The following is a 16,769-nucleotide window of genomic DNA, read 5'->3' as shown; positions in this document are numbered from 1 at the left end:
GGCTGGCATAAGCCAACCTTTTATTTGTTTAAATTGCGATTTTAATTAGCTTAAGAAGCTCGGGATCTTCGCTTCGTACTCGGCAATCTTATCTTCGTGTTGAAGGGTTAAACCAATGTTGTCCAAACCGTTTAGTAAGCAGTGACGACGGAACGAATCGATTTCAAAACCATATTCTTTGCCGTTGGCACGAACCACATTCGCTTCTAGGTCCACTTCCACTTCTGCGCCTTCGTTAGCCTCAACAAACTGGAAGATTTCATCCACTTCTTGCTCAGTCAAACGAACTGGCACCATTTGGTTGTTGATCGAGTTACCGTAAAAAATATCGGCAAAGTTTGGTGCGATCATCGCTTTGATGCCGTAATCCGCTAGTGCCCACGGTGCGTGTTCACGAGATGAACCACAGCCGAAGTTTTCACGCGCTAGCAGGATAGAAGCGCCTTTGTAGCGAGGAGCGTTCATCACGAACTCTGGGTTCGGTTGTTCGCCAGCATCATCTAGGAATCGCCAGTCATGGAATAGGTGCTTACCAAACCCTAGGCGAGAGACCTTTTGTAGGAACTGTTTTGGAATGATGGCATCAGTATCTACGTTCGCTGCATCTAGAGGAACAACTAAGCCTGTGTGTTGTTTAAAACCTGACATCTGTTCTCTCCTTAACCTAATCCAACTCACGAATATCAACAAAGTGACCAGCAATTGCCGCTGCCGCTGCCATCGCAGGGCTAACCAAGTGGGTACGGCCATCACGGCCTTGGCGACCTTCAAAGTTACGGTTTGAAGTAGACGCACAGCGCTCATGAGGCCCCAAACGGTCGTTGTTCATTGCTAGACACATCGAACAACCCGGTAGGCGCCACTCAAAGCCCGCTTCTTTAAAGATAACGTCCAAGCCTTCCGCTTCTGCTTGCGCTTTTACTTGCTCAGAGCCAGGAACGATTAGCGCTTGAACGTGAGACGCGACTTTGCGACCTTTCGCCACTTCTGCGGCTGCGCGCATGTCTTCAATGCGAGAGTTGGTGCAAGAGCCAACGAAGACTTTATCGACGTTGTAATCAGAAAGTGCTTTGCCTGCTTCTAGGCCCATGTAGGCCAATGCTTTTTCAGCTGAAGCTTTCTCTACTGGGTCGGTAAAGCTTTCTGGTGCTGGGATCGGTTGATCTACCGCGATCACTTGGCCTGGGTTCGTTCCCCAAGTGACTTGTGGCTTAATGTCTGCTGCGTTTAGCGTCACAACTGCATCAAACTGGGCATCATCGTCCGTTTTCAATGTCTTCCAGTATTCTACTGCTGCATCAAAATCGGCACCTTGAGGTGAGAATTTGCGGCCTTTGATGTACTCGAATGTGGTTTCATCTGGCGCAATTAGACCGGCTTTAGCACCTAGCTCAATCGCCATGTTACACACGGTCATACGGCCTTCCATTGAAAGGTCTGTGATCGCTTCACCGCAGAATTCAACCACGTAACCTGTTCCGCCAGCAGCTGTGGTTTCACCGATGATCGCAAGTACGATGTCTTTAGCGGTGATACCAGGAGTTACTTTGCCTCTCACTTCAATCTTCATCGTTTTAGCGCGGGCTTGTTTTAGCGTTTGAGTTGCTAATACGTGCTCAACTTCAGATGTACCAATACCAAAAGCGAGAGAGCCGAATGCACCGTGTGTAGCAGTGTGCGAGTCGCCACAAACAATGGTCATGCCCGGCAGGGTAATACCAAGCTCTGGGCCCATGACGTGCACAATGCCTTGGTATTTGTGGTTGATGTCGTAAAGCGTAACGCCAAACTCTTCACAGTTTTTCGATAGCGTTTCCATCTGGATACGAGCCATCTCACCGGATGCGTTGATGTCTTTGGTGGTTGTCGAAACGTTGTGGTCCATGGTGGCAAAAGTTTTGCTGACCTGACGCACTTTGCGACCTTTTTCACGCAAGCCGTCAAATGCTTGCGGAGACGTCACTTCATGTACCAAGTGACGGTCGATGTACAAGATTGGGTTTTCCCCTTCTGCTGCGACGGCAACGTGTGCGTCGTAGACTTTTTCGTATAATGTTTTGCCCATTGTTTGCTATCTCGTGTATAGCTCCCGACAACGGCTCATCAGGAGCAAATAATTATTATCAAATCGTGCTGTATTAAGAGTTTAAGATGTACTCAGCGATCTTATCGCCCATCTCAGACGTCGAAAGTGCTGGGTTGTCACCAGCAAGGTCACCGGTTAGCTCACCTGCTGATAGTGCTTTTGAAACTGCCGTTTCGATGTCTTGTGCCGCCGTTTCTTCACCTAGGCTGTAACGCAACATCAGTGCAGCAGATAGGATTTGTGCCACTGGGTTAGCGATGTTCTTACCTGCGATATCTGGTGCACTGCCGCCTGCTGGCTCGTACAGACCGAATTTGCTTTCGTTTAGGCTCGCTGAAGGCAACATACCCATAGAGCCAGTGATCATCGCGCACTCATCAGAAATGATGTCGCCGAAGATGTTTGAGCATAGCATCACGTCGAACTGTGCTGGGTCTTTGATAAGCTGCATGGTTGCGTTATCAATATACATGTGTGATAGCTCGACATCTGGGTAGTCTTTTGCGATTTCTTCGACCACTTCACGCCATAAGATAGAACTTTGTAGAACGTTCGCTTTGTCGATAGAGCACACTTTCTTGCGACGTAGACGAGCAGACTCAAAAGCGATTTTTGCAATACGTTCGATTTCGTAACGGTGGTACACCTCAGTGTCGAACGCTTTCTCTGTGGGACCTTCACCTTCACGACCTTTTGGTTGGCCGAAGTAGATGCCGCCCGTCAGTTCACGAACAACAACGATATCAAAACCACGACCGGAAATGTCCGCACGTAGTGGTGAGAAAGCTTCAAGACCTGAGTGGATTTGCGCTGGGCGTAGGTTACAGAATAATTGGAAGTGTTTACGTAGTGGCAGTAGGGCACCGCGTTCAGGTTGGTCGTTTGGTGGTAAGTGTTCCCACTTAGGGCCGCCAACTGAGCCGAATAGGACTGCATCAGACTCTTCACACGCTTTCACGGTGCTTTCTGGAAGTGGGCAACCGTGATTATCAATCGCAATTCCGCCCACATCATGCTCGTCACGCTCAAACGCAATGCCGTGTTTCTTCTCGATTGCATCTAGCACCTTGTGTGCTTGCGCCATTACTTCTGGGCCGATGCCGTCGCCTGGTAAAACGGCGATTTTGTATGATTTGTCTGTCATGGTAATCCTTTAAGTTTTCTAAATTTTTGAGCTTGTCTAAAACGAATTTTGTTGGAGCCTGAGTTGTGAGGCTCAAGCTCCAATGAATTAATCATTAAACCGTCGCAATTCTCTTTTGCTTCATCTCTTCAATCTTATCGGCACGATGAATGCTGTTGATGACGTGTAATAGCGCTTGGCCTGATGCTTCTACGATATCGGTAGAAACGCCTGTACCGTGGTACTTGCGGCCTTTGTAGTTAGCGATGATGTCTGCTTGACCAAGACCGTCTTCACCTTCGCCTTTTGCGGTTAGGTCAAACTTGTCTAGGACGATTTCGTAACCTGTCACGCGGTAGATACATTGGTATAGCGCATCAACAGGGCCATTGCCGACCGCAGCTTCACACATTTCTTCATCGCCACATTGCATTTTGACGCTGGTGGTCGCCATTACGCTGCCAGATTGAACGCTTAGATAGTTCAACTTGTAGAAGTCGTCTTCTTCGCGCAAGTTCGAGAAGTGCATTAGTGCTTCTAGATCGTAGTCGAACACCTGACCTTTGCGATCAGCAAGTTTCAAGAAGTCTTCGTACAACGCATCTAGGTTGTACTCTTCTTCTTTGTAGCCCATTGCGTCCATGTGACTCTTAACCGCAGCGCGGCCACTGCGACTGGTTAGGTTCAATGCTTGGTTCTTAAGGCCAATCGACTCAGGCGTCATGATCTCGTAAGTGTTCTTGTTCTTTAGCATGCCATCTTGGTGAATACCTGAAGAGTGGCTGAACGCGTTAGCACCAACGATTGCTTTGTTGCTCTGGATTGGCATGTTACATAGCTGACTCACCAACTTGCTGGTACGATGGATTTCGTCGTGTTTTAGACCCGTATGCACGCCCATGAACTCTTGGCGGGTTTTTAGGATCATCGCGATTTCTTCTAAAGAACAGTTACCTGCACGCTCACCGATACCGTTGATAGTCCCTTCTACCTGACGAGCACCCGCTTGAACCGCTGCGATAGAGTTCGCTACAGACATACCCAAATCATCGTGACAGTGAACAGAGATAATCGCTTTGTCGATGTTTGGTACACGGTTGAATAGGGTCTCAATGATGCCACCAAACTCGCTTGGTACGGTGTAGCCAACGGTGTCTGGAATATTGATGGTGCTTGCGCCAGCATCAATGGCCGCTTCAACCATACGACATAGGTTGTCGATTGGTGTGCGACCTGCATCTTCACAAGAAAACTCAACGTCGTCCGTGTAGTTACGTGCGTGTCTTACGGCCTTCACGCCCATTTCAACGACATCGTCGTAGCTACGGCGTAGTTTGTCTTGAACGTGAACAGTCGAAGTTGAGATGAAAGTGTGGATTCGAAATGCGTCCGCGACTTTTAGCGCTTCAGCGGCAGCATCGATGTCTTTCGCAACGGCACGCGAAAGGGCACAAACTCGGCTGTTTTTGATGTGTTTTGCAATGGTTTGTACGGATTCGAAATCACCTGGAGAAGAAACAGGAAAGCCCGCTTCGATAACATCAACGCCTAGCCTTTCCAGCGCATAGGCAATCTGCAGTTTTTCTTTAACCGTCAAGCTTGCTGACAACGCTTGTTCGCCATCACGCAATGTGGTGTCGAATATAATGACCTGATCGTTCATGTTTGCTTCCTTCATGATTTCTGCACTTTTCGTGCAATTTAATCGTTTACTTCCGGTATTTAGATATAAAAAAACCCGCATTTGCATGCGGGTTTCTCAGAAATTGGTGTGGTTATTTTTCTTCCACAGCCTACCCGCGCGAATTGGTCACGATCAGGAGGAGGCTAAGCAGGATAGAAAAACGTGCTGACATAGTTGTTAAGCATTCCACAAAATTAAGTTAACAAATTAGTACCGCACTCAATGGAACACGTCAACCCTAAAGTCGATTTTTTATTCATATCGGATGAGTGGATTTCAGTTAATGGCTTTTAGGAGGATTCAAGCGTTGGCGGCTATTCGCAGCGTGAATCGTTTTTATTTTGCTCAGAGGGTGCGACTTTTCAGTCTCATAACAGCTTTAAATGCAGGTGTTTATTGCGCTTTGATACTAAGTGTAACAGGTTGTTTTACTGAGTTTTAGTTACGTAATATTTCTTAGTTCTTTTCGATCGAGTTCTTGTTATTAGTTAGGTGAATGCATTACGACTGGCGGAGAGATATTTAAAATGGAGGGCAAATTAATCAAGGATGGTGAGTTATGTTTTATAAATCCCGAGTTGCATTGGCGATCAGTAGTGCTTTGGTTCTTTATCCACTATCCTTCCACTCAGTATGGCAGCGACAAATCGATAGTTATGATAGCAAAGGTATTGTCCAAAGAGAGAGAAGCAACAATACTTGGTCTACGGAGGTTTGGAATCGAACTTCAACCAACCATTAACGAGTCGAAAAGCGGTTACTTTGGTAGCCGCTTTTTTTGCACACTTAATTAGTGCGTGGAAAATTGTATTCGAGCAAGTCTTAATCATGAGAAGAGTAATAGAGAGAGAAGTTTTATACCGCACGCTTTGCGAGCTATCACACAAAGGGGTTAATTGATTAGCCTAATTCCATTAGAGCGTTTTATAGTAGAGCGGTTGCATGGATGGATTTTACAAGCAAATAGGTTGAGGATTGATGGATTTCGCGAAACAACTCGGACGTTCGACACTGGCGATAGCGGTACTTTCTCTGTCTGGCTGTCAGCTGCTTCAGTTTGGATCGGCTGAAGCAACGGCTTCTTCTGTGATGAGAAATGATCATGCCCAAAGTGTCATGGTGATTAACCATCAAATAGATCAGTATTTAAGTGAAGATGGACGCGAGTCCTTTTTAAATCAAATGCTGGTGGCATTGGAATCAGATAATCGCGATAAGTTTAAAGGTAAAGACCCGGACACTTACACATGGTGGAAGATTCGTGTTCAGCCAAATCAATGGAAAGAGGCTGAAGTCAGCCGTCCCGTCGTTGAGGGTGTGGACACATCAAAAACGTTAGAGTTTATGGATGTCTCTTATCGTTCGAAAACCACACTTAACTTGCGATCTAATCCTAGCTTAGATGGAGAGAAGTTGGGGGAGCTAACAAAAGGTGAAGTGTTTAACGCGATTGCCAAAGTGGAAGGAGAACCTTGGTTGTTGGTTGAACAAAAAGGCCTGATCAGAGGTTATGTCCATAAAGACTATGCTCGCAGCAATGTCGTGAATCGCGATATTCTTTCTATCAAACCTAACCCTCTGTTAAGTGAAGAAACTTCATCGGTAGATAAGCCAAAAGATAACGAGTTGTTCGGTAGTTACACCTGTCGTGATCTCAGTTACGAACTGACCAAAAATGGCAATATCACCACAGGCTCGCTTCGAGCCTGTCGCAAGCAGAGAAAAATCTGGTATATCGATGCGCCAGCTGAGAGCTCGGATCGATCGTAATTCGCAACGCCTACCATTTTGAATCTTCAGTGATACCAATATTGTGTCACTGAAGCCTATGCCTCTTCAGGCTTTTCCCCTCTCTCTCTGAAACATCATTTGTCATCAATTGTCCAAATTCTCGTCATGTAGCTGTCACTTTCAGCACCTACTTTTCATACAAAGGTATTGTCAAAGTAAAGGGAAGTAACATGCGAGCTTTAGAGACAATTTCACAGCCAATCGCCACTATCGCTAAGTTCGATTTGGCGTTTTCTAGTGTGTGCTTACAGCACCGTTTTAATCAACAGGTCGCCAACATCAGTAAAGGGGTCTCACACAGCGGAGATGGGCACCTTTATGTTGTGCTTGGCTTATTAGCCTGGTTTTTAGATCAACAGCAAGGGCAGTGGTTTTTACTCGCTGGTCTGATTGCATTTGCTATCGAGCTCCCGATTTATTGGACGTTAAAGAACAGCTTTAAACGACGTCGGCCCGAAGAACTGAGCGCAATGCTTCCTGCTTTTATTACCCCTTCAGATCGCTACAGCTTACCTTCTGGACACACGGCTGCTGGTTTTGTGATGGCGACCATCATCAATCATTTTTACCCAGAGCTTGGAACTTTCGCCTTTGTGTGGGCGAGCTTAATTGGCACGTCGCGCGTTTTGCTCGGGGTGCATTTTTTCACTGACATCATCATTGGCGCTTTGTTAGGCGGCCTTTGTGGTTCTATTGCTTTGGCCATAGTAGGAGGCTAATGAATGAAAATCCTGTACGGTGTTCAAGGAACGGGAAATGGTCACATTGCTCGAGCGAGAGCGATGAGTGAGGCATTTAAAGCGCATGAAGTTCAGGTTGATTTTCTATTTTCAGGTCGTGAGCCAGAGAAATATTTCTCGATGGAAGCGTTCGGTGATTATCAGACGTGTCGAGGTTTTACTTTTATCACAGAGAAAGGCTCGGTAAATTACGCCAAAACGGCATTGAGCAACAATCTGATTCAGTTTTTCAAAGAAGTTCAGCAACTGGATTTGTCTCGCTATGACTTGGTTATCAATGATTTTGAGCCCGTTTCAGCTTGGGCGGCTCGTAAGCAAAACAAACCATGCATTGGCATCAGTCACCAAAATGCGTTTCGTTATCCAGTCCCACTGAAAGGCGCGAGTTGGTTCGATAAGTCTGTCATTGAGCATTTCGCTCCTTCGCAGCATCATTTAGGGTTGCATTGGTATCATTTCGACCAACCGATATTACCTCCGATTGTGCATACGTTAGAAAACACCATGGATAACGACGACTTTGTTTTAGTGTATTTGCCATTCGAATCGATAGAAGACATCAGTGATTTGCTGTTTCATTTTAACCAACAGACGTTTGTTTGCTATCACCCTAACGTGATTGAGTGTGAGCGGATTGAGAATATCGAGCTGAGACCGCTGTGCCACACCAACTTCCAGCATCACCTTCAACGTTGCAGTGGTGTGATTGCCAATGGTGGGTTTGAATTGCCATCGGAGGCGTTGTCATTGGGCAAAAAACTTTTGCTCAAGCCACTCGCTGGACAATTTGAACAGCAGAGCAATGTTGCAACGTTAGAAGATCTTGGTCTAGCCACATCGATGGAGAGTCTGGATATTTCAATTGTTCGTCAGTGGTTGAAAGAGCAGCAAGCTGAAAGCGTCAAATACCCAGACGTAGCGAAAGCCATCGCATCATGGGTCTTGCAAGGTACGTGGGACACTCCAGAGAAGCTCTCTGAAGAGCTGTGGGAGCAAGTTGATTTTCCTAGCTACGTCTCCAATATATAACCCATTCATTTGTCTTTTCAATAACAGCAGTTTCCTTGCGAAGCTGCTGAATTTTTATGCCCTCAATATCATTTCTATTCACTGTGATTTTGCTGCCTCTTTAACTGATTTGTGCACTTTGTGAACCAAAGTATTGATGCTGGTTTTTGAAGTGAACCGCAAAGAATAAGCTGGGCAAATGAGTTGTGTGAGCCTTGTAGAATGTCATTAACGTGCTAAATAGGTTGTCAGAAATCTCTGATTTAGTCGTTTTATACTTTTTTATGTTTTTCTTAAGGTTATGATAATTAAAGGTTAAATACCTAATTGGCTAAAATTTAATGATTAAATATCAATCTAGTTGCGAAACCTTGATTGATTAGTTGATAGTACAGTTCAAGCCGGAAATATCCGGACGATAAATATAATACAAATTCGGTGTTCTATTCCTGAAAATGATCTGAATCCAGCCACGGTTGTTTGTGCGCACAGAGATTCTATTCGTTAAGAATTCATTGAACCAAATTGACGATTACAAAGAGGCGCACTCAATGTTAGATAAAAAAGACGCGATGAGCGCAATTGCTAGCTACCGTATGGAAAGCACATTGCGTGGTGTAGATTTAAACCTATTGACCGTATTTGATGCTGTGATGCAAGAGCAAAACATTACTCGTGCAGCGCACAACCTAGGCATGTCACAACCAGCAGTAAGTAATGCGGTTGCACGTCTAAAAGTGATGTTCAACGATGAGCTATTTATGCGTCAGGGTCGCGGTATTCAGCCGACTCAACGTGCTCGTCAACTGTTTGGTCCAATCCGCCAAGCACTGCAACTTATCCGTAATGAACTACCAAGCTCAGTATTCCAGCCAGAGTCTTCAACTCGTCTATTTAAGCTAGCGATTTGTAGCCCATGTGACATGCGTTTTGCACCTCGCATTATGGCGAACGTCAACGAGCAAGCGCCAAGCGTACAGCTTCACCTAGATGCGGAATTTGATCGTCTTCTATCTGAACGCATGCGCTACCAAGAAATCGACTTCGTAATCGACTACGCACGTTTCGATGACCAAGGTTTCTCAAGCACTGAAATCTTCAAAGATGAGTTAGTTGTGATTGCATCTAAGACGCACCCTCGTATTCAAGGTGGCGTATCCGCTGAGCAACTGATCAACGAAAAACACGCTAAACTTTCACGTGTACATGGTCAACGTAGTTTCTCTGAGCAAGCGTACCGTGAGCTTGACTGCCAAGCTGCGTACGAAGGTTCAAGCCTAAGCAACCTGCTATACGTAGTAAGCCAATCTGAACTTGTTACGATTGCACCACGTTGGATGGCTGAAAACGCAGTAAACAGCGATCAACTACAAATCCTAGATTTCCCGTTTGAAAACAAAGAAATCAGCGGTTACCTAAGCTGGCATGAATCAAGCGAGAAAGATAAAGGCCACATCTGGCTACGCGACCAGCTAATGATCACTTGTGGTGAAGTGGTTGCGCTTAAACAAGCTTAATTTATCGTCTGACTAACTGGTCAGACTGGATTTGTAATCATCAATTTTTACAATTCCTTGGCCCCGAGAGTACTCTGTCTCTCGGGGTCTTTTTATTTCTGCTAATTAATAACCGAAACAGCGACTTAAGTTGATTAAACCTTCAACAGTTAAAGACCTGCTATGCTCTCATTAGTGATAGTGCTCTCTTAATAATGATAAGTTTGATAATGGTCAGTTGCGTTTTTAGGCGTCGAGGTTACACTTGTGCGCTCAAATAGCTTACGCCTGTAAGCCAAAAGGTAATGTAGAGAATGGCCAAGTTAGATTTTCATATCGTTAAACGTATTCGTGAACAAATTGCGAAAGGTGGTACTCGTGTTGCACTCAAACATAAAGTGGGTGATGCATGGCAGGGTATTACTTGGGAGCAGTTTGGGCAGCAAGTAGATGCTTTGTCACTTGCACTTTTGGCTCAAGGATTGGGCGTTCAAGATAAGATCGGTATCTTCTCGAACAATATGCCGCAATGGACCATCGCTGATTTTGCAGCGCTGCAATTGCGTGGCGTAACCGTACCTATCTACCCAACCAACACAGCTGCGCAGTCTGCTTACATCATCGACAATGCAGACGTAAAAGTACTGTTTGTCGGTGAGCAGCCTCAATTTGACGCAGCCGTCAGCATCTTTGGCGAATGTCAGCAGCTAGAACTGATTGTTGCGATGTCGAATGACATTGAACTTGGCGAACACACGTTTGCAATGACGTGGGATGATTTCATCGCTAAAGGTGACGATAGTCATCAGAGCGAATTAACTTCTCGTTTAGAGCAGGCGCAAGAAGAAGATCTTCTTACATTGATTTATACCTCTGGTACCACGGGACAGCCAAAAGGCGTAATGTTGGATTACGCTAACATTTCAGCTCAGCTTGAAGGCCACGATGAACGTTTAAGTTTGACGGAAGATGATGTGTCTTTGTGTTTCCTTCCGCTATCACATGTATTTGAGCGAGCTTGGACGTTCTATGTGCTCTACAAAGGCGCGACTAACTGCTACCTACAAGACACCATGCAAGTGCGTGATGCACTAAGCGAACTGCGCCCTACCGTTATGAGTGCGGTACCTCGTTTCTATGAGAAAATTTTCTCTGCTATCCATGAGAAAGTATCCCGTGCTCCAATCCACCGTAAAGTGATGTTCACGTGGGCAGTTAACATGGGCGCGAAGATGGCGGCATGTCATCAAGAAAATCGCAAGCCATCGTTGATGCTGCGTAAGTCATACGCTCTGGCGGATAAACTGGTTCTGAGTAAGCTACGCGCATTGCTGGGTGGCCGCATCAACTTCATGCCATGTGGCGGTGCGAAGTTGGATGAGACGATTGGTCGCTTCTTTCACGCAATCGGTATCAACGTAAAGCTTGGCTACGGCATGACAGAAACAACAGCAACAGTTTCTTGTTGGGATGACCAATGCTTTAGTCCTGACTCTATCGGTATGGCAATGCCTGGCGCACAAGTTAAGATCGGTGAAAACAACGAGATCTTAGTGCGTGGTCCAATGGTGATGCGTGGTTACTACAAAATGCCAGAAGAAACCGAGAAGACTTTCGACGAACATGGTTTCTTGAAAACGGGCGATGCAGGTTACATTGATGAAAATGGCAACTTGTTCATTACTGACCGTATTAAAGAGCTGATGAAGACCTCAAATGGTAAGTACATTGCGCCTCAGGTTGTTGAAGGTGCGATCGGTAAAGACCACTTTATTGAGCAGATTGCTGTGATTGCCGATACACGTAAGTTTGTATCTGCGCTGATCGTACCGTGTTACGACTCGCTAGAAGAGTACGCAAAAGAACTGAACATCAAATATCACGACCGCGTTGAGTTGATCAAACACCACCAAGTGGTAGAAATGTTAGAGAAGCGCGTAAACGACCTACAAAAAGAGCTAGCGAAGTTTGAGCAAGTTAAGAAATTCAAACTGTTACCAAAAGCTTTCTCGATGGATGAAGGTGAATTAACACCGACTCAGAAATTGCGTCGTAAAGTGATTAACGATAAATACCAAGATGAAATTGAAGAAATGTACAACGAAAAGTCAGATAAAAAGTAACTTAAGCTGACTTAGATTTCAGATTGATGAAAAAATCCCCAGCTGGCTTGATTATGCCGTTGGGGATTTTTTTGTGCCCGTATTTCACACTTATTAATCCCCTTCTTGAAGGAGAAATTGTTCTTTTTGGTGATTTTTAGTGAAATTATTCACTTTATTTCCGCCTTGAGCATGGTCTTGATTCCAATTTGTGCTTATTGGTTAGTGCCTAATCCTAGTTTTGTTCTGATTTATAGCATCTTGTTTAAATTTTGACTCAACTCTCATTAGACCCGTTGATAATAAAACGTTACATTTGTTGTGTTACCTTGCGTTTTGTTATGACAAACGCAGGACATAGCTGAAAAAGTGGAAGTATTTCTATTAGGCTACGAATAAGACCTAGACTATGTAAAACCAGCCCAATCCGTTGGCCTTACGGAGAGGAAAACTGGTAAGGAGAGCAATTATGACAGCAATGTTGTCAGGCGCAGAGATGGTAGTGCAATCTCTGATCGAAGAGAGCGTAGAGCAAATCTTTGGTTACCCTGGTGGATCCGTTCTGGATATCTACGATGCACTGCACGCAAAAACCGACCAAATTAAACACGTATTAGTACGACACGAGCAAGCTGCGACTCACATGGCCGATGGTTATGCTCGCGCAACCGGTAAGCCGGGCGTAGTGCTAGTATGTTCGGGTCCTGGTGCAACCAATACCATCACGGGTATTGCTACAGCGTACATGGACTCGATCCCAATGATCGTTATTTCAGGTAACGTGCCGAATAATCTTATCGGTAACGACGCCTTCCAAGAGTGTGACATTGTGGGTGTATCTCGCCCTGTCGTAAAACACAGCTTCTTGGTAAAAAAGGCAGAAGACATTCCTGAGACGATCAAAAAAGCGTTTTATATCTCGACAACTGGCCGACCTGGTCCGGTTGTGATTGATTTGCCGAAGGATATTTTGAATCCGCAAATCAAGCTTCCTTACGAGTATCCTGAAAACATCTCGATGCGTTCGTACAAACCAACGACCTCAGGCCATAAGGGCCAGATCAAAAAAGCGCTTAAAGCTCTAGTAGAGGCGAAGAAACCGGTTCTTTATATTGGTGGCGGTGCGGTGATTTCCGGTGCGCATGAGCACATTCAAACCTTATCCGATGAATTGAATCTGCCCGTTGTTAGCACCCTGATGGGTTTAGGTGCCTTCCCAGGGACGCATAAGAACTCGTTGGGAATGTTAGGTATGCACGGTACTTATGAAGCCAATATGGCGATGCATGAAGCCGACTTAATCTTTGGTATTGGTGTGCGCTTCGATGATCGTACGACGAATAACTTAGAAAAGTACTGTCCTAACGCGAAGATCATGCACATCGATATTGACCCGTCTTCGATTTCGAAAAACGTCAAAGTGGATCTGCCTATCGTAGGTTCTGCCGATAAGGTGCTCGCGACCATGGTTGGCTTGCTGAATGAGCAAAACAGCAGTAATGATACGCAAGCCATCGCTAAGTGGTGGGAAGACATCCAAGTATGGCGTGAGCGTGATTGCCTAGCATATGAGACCTCTCCGGAACGCATTAAACCGCAACAAGTGATTGAAACGCTGCACAAGCTCACCAATGGTGATGCTTACGTGGCATCGGATGTAGGTCAGCACCAAATGTTTGCCGCGTTGTACTACCCATTTAATAAGCCGCGTCGTTGGATAAACTCTGGCGGCCTTGGCACTATGGGCTTCGGCTTGCCTGCTGGTATGGGTGTGAAATTCGCGATGCCAGAAGAAGAAGTGGTGGTTGTCACTGGTGATGGCAGTATCCAGATGAACATTCAAGAATTGTCGACGGCAATGCAATACGACATTCCAGTGAAGATCATCAACCTAAATAACCGATTCTTAGGCATGGTAAAACAATGGCAAGACATTATTTACCAAGGTCGTCACTCTAACTCGTACATGAGTTCTGTTCCTGATTTTGCTGCAATTGCAGAAGCTTATGGCCACGTCGGTATCCGTATTGAAACGCCAGATCAGCTCGAAGCGGGTCTACAAAAAGCGTTGGATATGAAAGATCGTTTGGTGTTTGTCGACATCAACGTAGATGAAACCGAGCACGTATACCCAATGCAGATTAAAGGCGAGGGTATGGACAAAATGTGGCTAAGCAAAACGGAGAGAACGTAATATGAGACACATTATTTCTTTGTTAATGGAAAACCAACCTGGTGCATTGTCTCGCGTTGTCGGTCTGTTTTCTCAGCGTGGTTACAACATTGAATCGTTGAACGTATCTCCAACCGATGATGAAACCTTGTCGCGTTTGAACATCACGACCAACTCTGATGAGATGCAATTAGAGCAGATTCAGAAACAACTGCATAAGCTTATTGATGTGCTTAAAGTTCAAGAGGTGACAGAGTTTGAACACATTGAGCGTGAGCTGATGATGGTGAAAGTGAAAGCGAGCGGCTTTGCGAGAGCAGAAGTGAAACGCACGGCTGACATCTTCCGTGGGCAGATTGTTGATGTGACCGCTTCTCAATACACCGTTCAGTTGGCGGGAACCAGTGAGAAGTTGGATGCGTTCATTCAAGCTATTTCAGAAGTGACTGAAGTGGTAGAGGTAGCACGAAGTGGTGTGGTTGGGGTTGCTCGCGGAGAGCGCTGTCTTAAGCCGTAATAACTGAAACCTTCTATCCAAGTCATTGGGTATTTGTGATAAGCCATCGTGAAATCGATGGCTTTTTGTTTAGAAAATAACAACTGATGATATAATTGATGGTTTCGTAAACAAAATGGGTAGTAATACGCGTGAAAGTCAGAAGGTTAGTCGGCTCTTTGTTGGCGACAACGCTATTTTTTAGCGCGTTAATCTCTACCTATTATTATCAAAAATATCAAAGCTTGTTGGCTAATAATGTAGAAAATACGGCCAAGGAAGCACTTCACCAATTGGCCTATTCTGAACGTGAATACAATAACGTTCAGGACCAAATATCCTCCATTAGCGACCTGCTCGGTCACAGTCAAAGTCTTTATGACTATTTACGACACCCTAATCCCAAAAATTTAGCGATTCTAGAAGAGGTGTGGAGTTCAGTTGCGGTGAACCAAAAGTGGTACACGCAGATCCGCTTTTTAAACCTTGCTGGTCGAGAGAATGTTCGTATTAATTACGACTTCAAAACTCGTATTGCGGCTCCTGCTCGTAAGCTTCAAGACAAGTCCGAACGAGAATATTTTCTTTATGCGCAAAACCTTAAAGACGATCAAATTGGGTCTTGGGGTATTGAATTAGAAAAAGAAAATGGTGACTTGATTCATCCATATCGACCATCAGTTCGAATCATGATGCCTGTCGCGATGAATGGGGTACGAGAAGGGTACTTGGTATTAAATATCGACGTTCAATACCTCTCCTCCCGATTGAACTATTCACCGGTTCGAGATTTCAACATCGAACTGATTAACCAGCCCGGTTTTTATGTCGCGAGCTTACACAGTGATAAATTGTATGGCGACATCATTCCAGATCGTGAACGCTTTAATTTTGGCCTAATGCACCCAGACATTTGGCAAAATATGGGCTCAGAAAAAATGGGTTTTGGGTATGACGGTAAACACCTCATTGCGTTCAACACCATTGAGTTTGTCCCTGGTGAGCCATTGCATCTGATCATCGATCTTTCTCAAGAACAACTGCTTGAACGAGCAGAAAGAGATATTGATGACTTAGCCCAAGAAGCCTTATTTGTCCTCAGTTTGATGCTGGTGTTCGCTTTGCCGATTACCACGTTGGCACTCCATTACCGCCGGCATAGTATCGAATCCAAGTTGGCACGTGCCGCGTTGGATGGCATGACCGCTGTGATGATTTCAGACACCTCACATCGCATCATGATGGTGAACCAAGAGTTTGAGAACATGATGGGCTACTCATCAAATCGATTGCGAGGTTGGAACGCTCATAATCTGATTTTCTTGCCGGAAGACATTGAAAACATCCTTTCGATTTGGAGTAAGTTGGGTGTGGAACATGTTTGGGAGGGGGAAGTTCGTTGTCGAACGAAGCTCAACCATGTATTTACTGCCATCATGCGTATCCAAGCTATCATGGCCAAATCAGGAAAAGTCAGTTACTACATTACGTCGTTGGTGGATATTTCTGAACGAAAATTGTTGGAAGAAAAATTACGTAACTTGAGTGAAAAAGACGGTTTAACCAGTCTTTGGAACCGTAGGAAGTTTGAAGAACAATTGACGCAGCATGCCAATATGTTTGAGCGTTATCCTGATACCCCCACAACTTGTTTGGCGTTGTTTGATATCGACCACTTTAAGCGCATCAATGATGAACTCGGTCATGATGAGGGTGACAAAGTGATTCTTAGTGTCGCGGAGACGTTACAAGAAGGCGTTAGAAATACCGATTTTGTCGCCCGTGTTGGTGGTGAAGAGTTTGCGGTGATCATGCCTCATACTTCGACACAAGAGGCGGAAGTGGTATTGAACCGATTGCGAGTTGCGGTAGAACAGAATTCAGAACAGTCGGTGACGGTGAGTGTCGGCTACAGTGATTTAACCGCGGATCGCACTCGCACTTATAAGTGTGCTGATATTGCGTTGTATGAATCGAAAAGTGCAGGGCGTAATCGAGTCTCGATTTGCCACAGCTTTGATGACATAGCGTAACCTACGTCGCTTTGAAGGCGAATACAAAAAAATCGGG

The 16,769-nt window shown here is 45.2% G+C and carries 12 protein-coding genes; 8 read left to right on the top strand and 4 right to left on the bottom strand.

Annotated elements, in window-relative coordinates; translation table 11 throughout:
* Window positions 1-45 precede the first annotated feature (45 nt).
* The 4 genes from leuD to leuA form a co-directional block, all read right to left on the bottom strand.
* Window positions 46-648: a 3-isopropylmalate dehydratase small subunit gene (gene leuD / locus C1S73_RS08825; protein WP_038866133.1), complete on the bottom strand. Its 603-nt coding sequence runs from the start codon at window positions 646-648 to the stop codon at window positions 46-48.
* 16 nt (window positions 649-664) lie between these two features.
* Window positions 665-2,065, bottom strand: coding sequence for a 3-isopropylmalate dehydratase large subunit (gene leuC, locus C1S73_RS08820; protein WP_038866134.1), 1,401 nt, complete (start codon window positions 2,063-2,065; stop codon window positions 665-667).
* Window positions 2,066-2,138: 73 nt separating this feature from the next.
* Entirely contained in the window at window positions 2,139-3,230 is a 1,092-nt protein-coding gene (leuB, locus tag C1S73_RS08815; RefSeq protein WP_005430431.1) for a 3-isopropylmalate dehydrogenase, read from the bottom strand.
* 94 nt (window positions 3,231-3,324) lie between these two features.
* Entirely contained in the window at window positions 3,325-4,872 is a 1,548-nt protein-coding gene (gene leuA, locus C1S73_RS08810) for a 2-isopropylmalate synthase (protein ID WP_005437391.1), read from the bottom strand.
* A 999-nt stretch (window positions 4,873-5,871) separates the two neighbouring features.
* On the opposite strand from leuA, the gene C1S73_RS08795 reads away from it, so the two are divergent.
* From C1S73_RS08795 to C1S73_RS08760, 8 genes are all read left to right on the top strand, one after another.
* Window positions 5,872-6,663: an SH3 domain-containing protein gene (locus C1S73_RS08795; RefSeq protein WP_038866138.1), complete on the top strand. Its 792-nt coding sequence runs from the start codon at window positions 5,872-5,874 to the stop codon at window positions 6,661-6,663.
* 191 nt (window positions 6,664-6,854) lie between these two features.
* Window positions 6,855-7,403: a phosphatase PAP2 family protein gene (locus C1S73_RS08790; RefSeq protein WP_038866139.1), complete on the top strand. Its 549-nt coding sequence runs from the start codon at window positions 6,855-6,857 to the stop codon at window positions 7,401-7,403.
* A 3-nt stretch (window positions 7,404-7,406) separates the two neighbouring features.
* Window positions 7,407-8,453 (top strand): MJ1255/VC2487 family glycosyltransferase, encoded by a 1,047-nt coding sequence (locus C1S73_RS08785; RefSeq protein WP_038866141.1) that lies wholly within the window; start codon window positions 7,407-7,409, stop codon window positions 8,451-8,453.
* 530 nt (window positions 8,454-8,983) lie between these two features.
* Entirely contained in the window at window positions 8,984-9,949 is a 966-nt protein-coding gene (calR, locus tag C1S73_RS08780) for a LysR family transcriptional regulator CalR (protein ID WP_038866143.1), read from the top strand.
* Between the two features lie 293 nt (window positions 9,950-10,242).
* Window positions 10,243-12,051 (top strand): AMP-dependent synthetase/ligase, encoded by a 1,809-nt coding sequence (locus C1S73_RS08775; RefSeq protein WP_038866145.1) that lies wholly within the window; start codon window positions 10,243-10,245, stop codon window positions 12,049-12,051.
* 448 nt (window positions 12,052-12,499) lie between these two features.
* Window positions 12,500-14,224 carry an acetolactate synthase 3 large subunit gene (locus tag C1S73_RS08770; protein ID WP_038866146.1) on the top strand — a complete coding sequence of 575 codons (1,725 nt, stop codon included), beginning with the start codon at window positions 12,500-12,502 and terminating at the stop codon, window positions 14,222-14,224.
* Window position 14,225: 1 nt separating this feature from the next.
* Complete coding sequence (ilvN, locus tag C1S73_RS08765) at window positions 14,226-14,720, top strand: acetolactate synthase small subunit (protein WP_009843336.1); 495 nt, start codon at window positions 14,226-14,228, stop codon at window positions 14,718-14,720.
* Between the two features lie 131 nt (window positions 14,721-14,851).
* On the top strand, window positions 14,852-16,732 hold the full coding sequence (locus tag C1S73_RS08760) for a sensor domain-containing diguanylate cyclase (RefSeq protein WP_038866148.1): 1,881 nt from the start codon (window positions 14,852-14,854) through the stop codon (window positions 16,730-16,732).
* Window positions 16,733-16,769: the final 37 nt, after the last annotated feature.

Source organism: Vibrio jasicida 090810c (genome assembly GCF_002887615.1).
GTDB lineage: Bacteria > Pseudomonadota > Gammaproteobacteria > Enterobacterales > Vibrionaceae > Vibrio > Vibrio jasicida.
The sequence above is the reverse complement of the archived record's forward strand: the minus strand, read 5'-3'. Positions and strand labels throughout refer to the sequence as shown.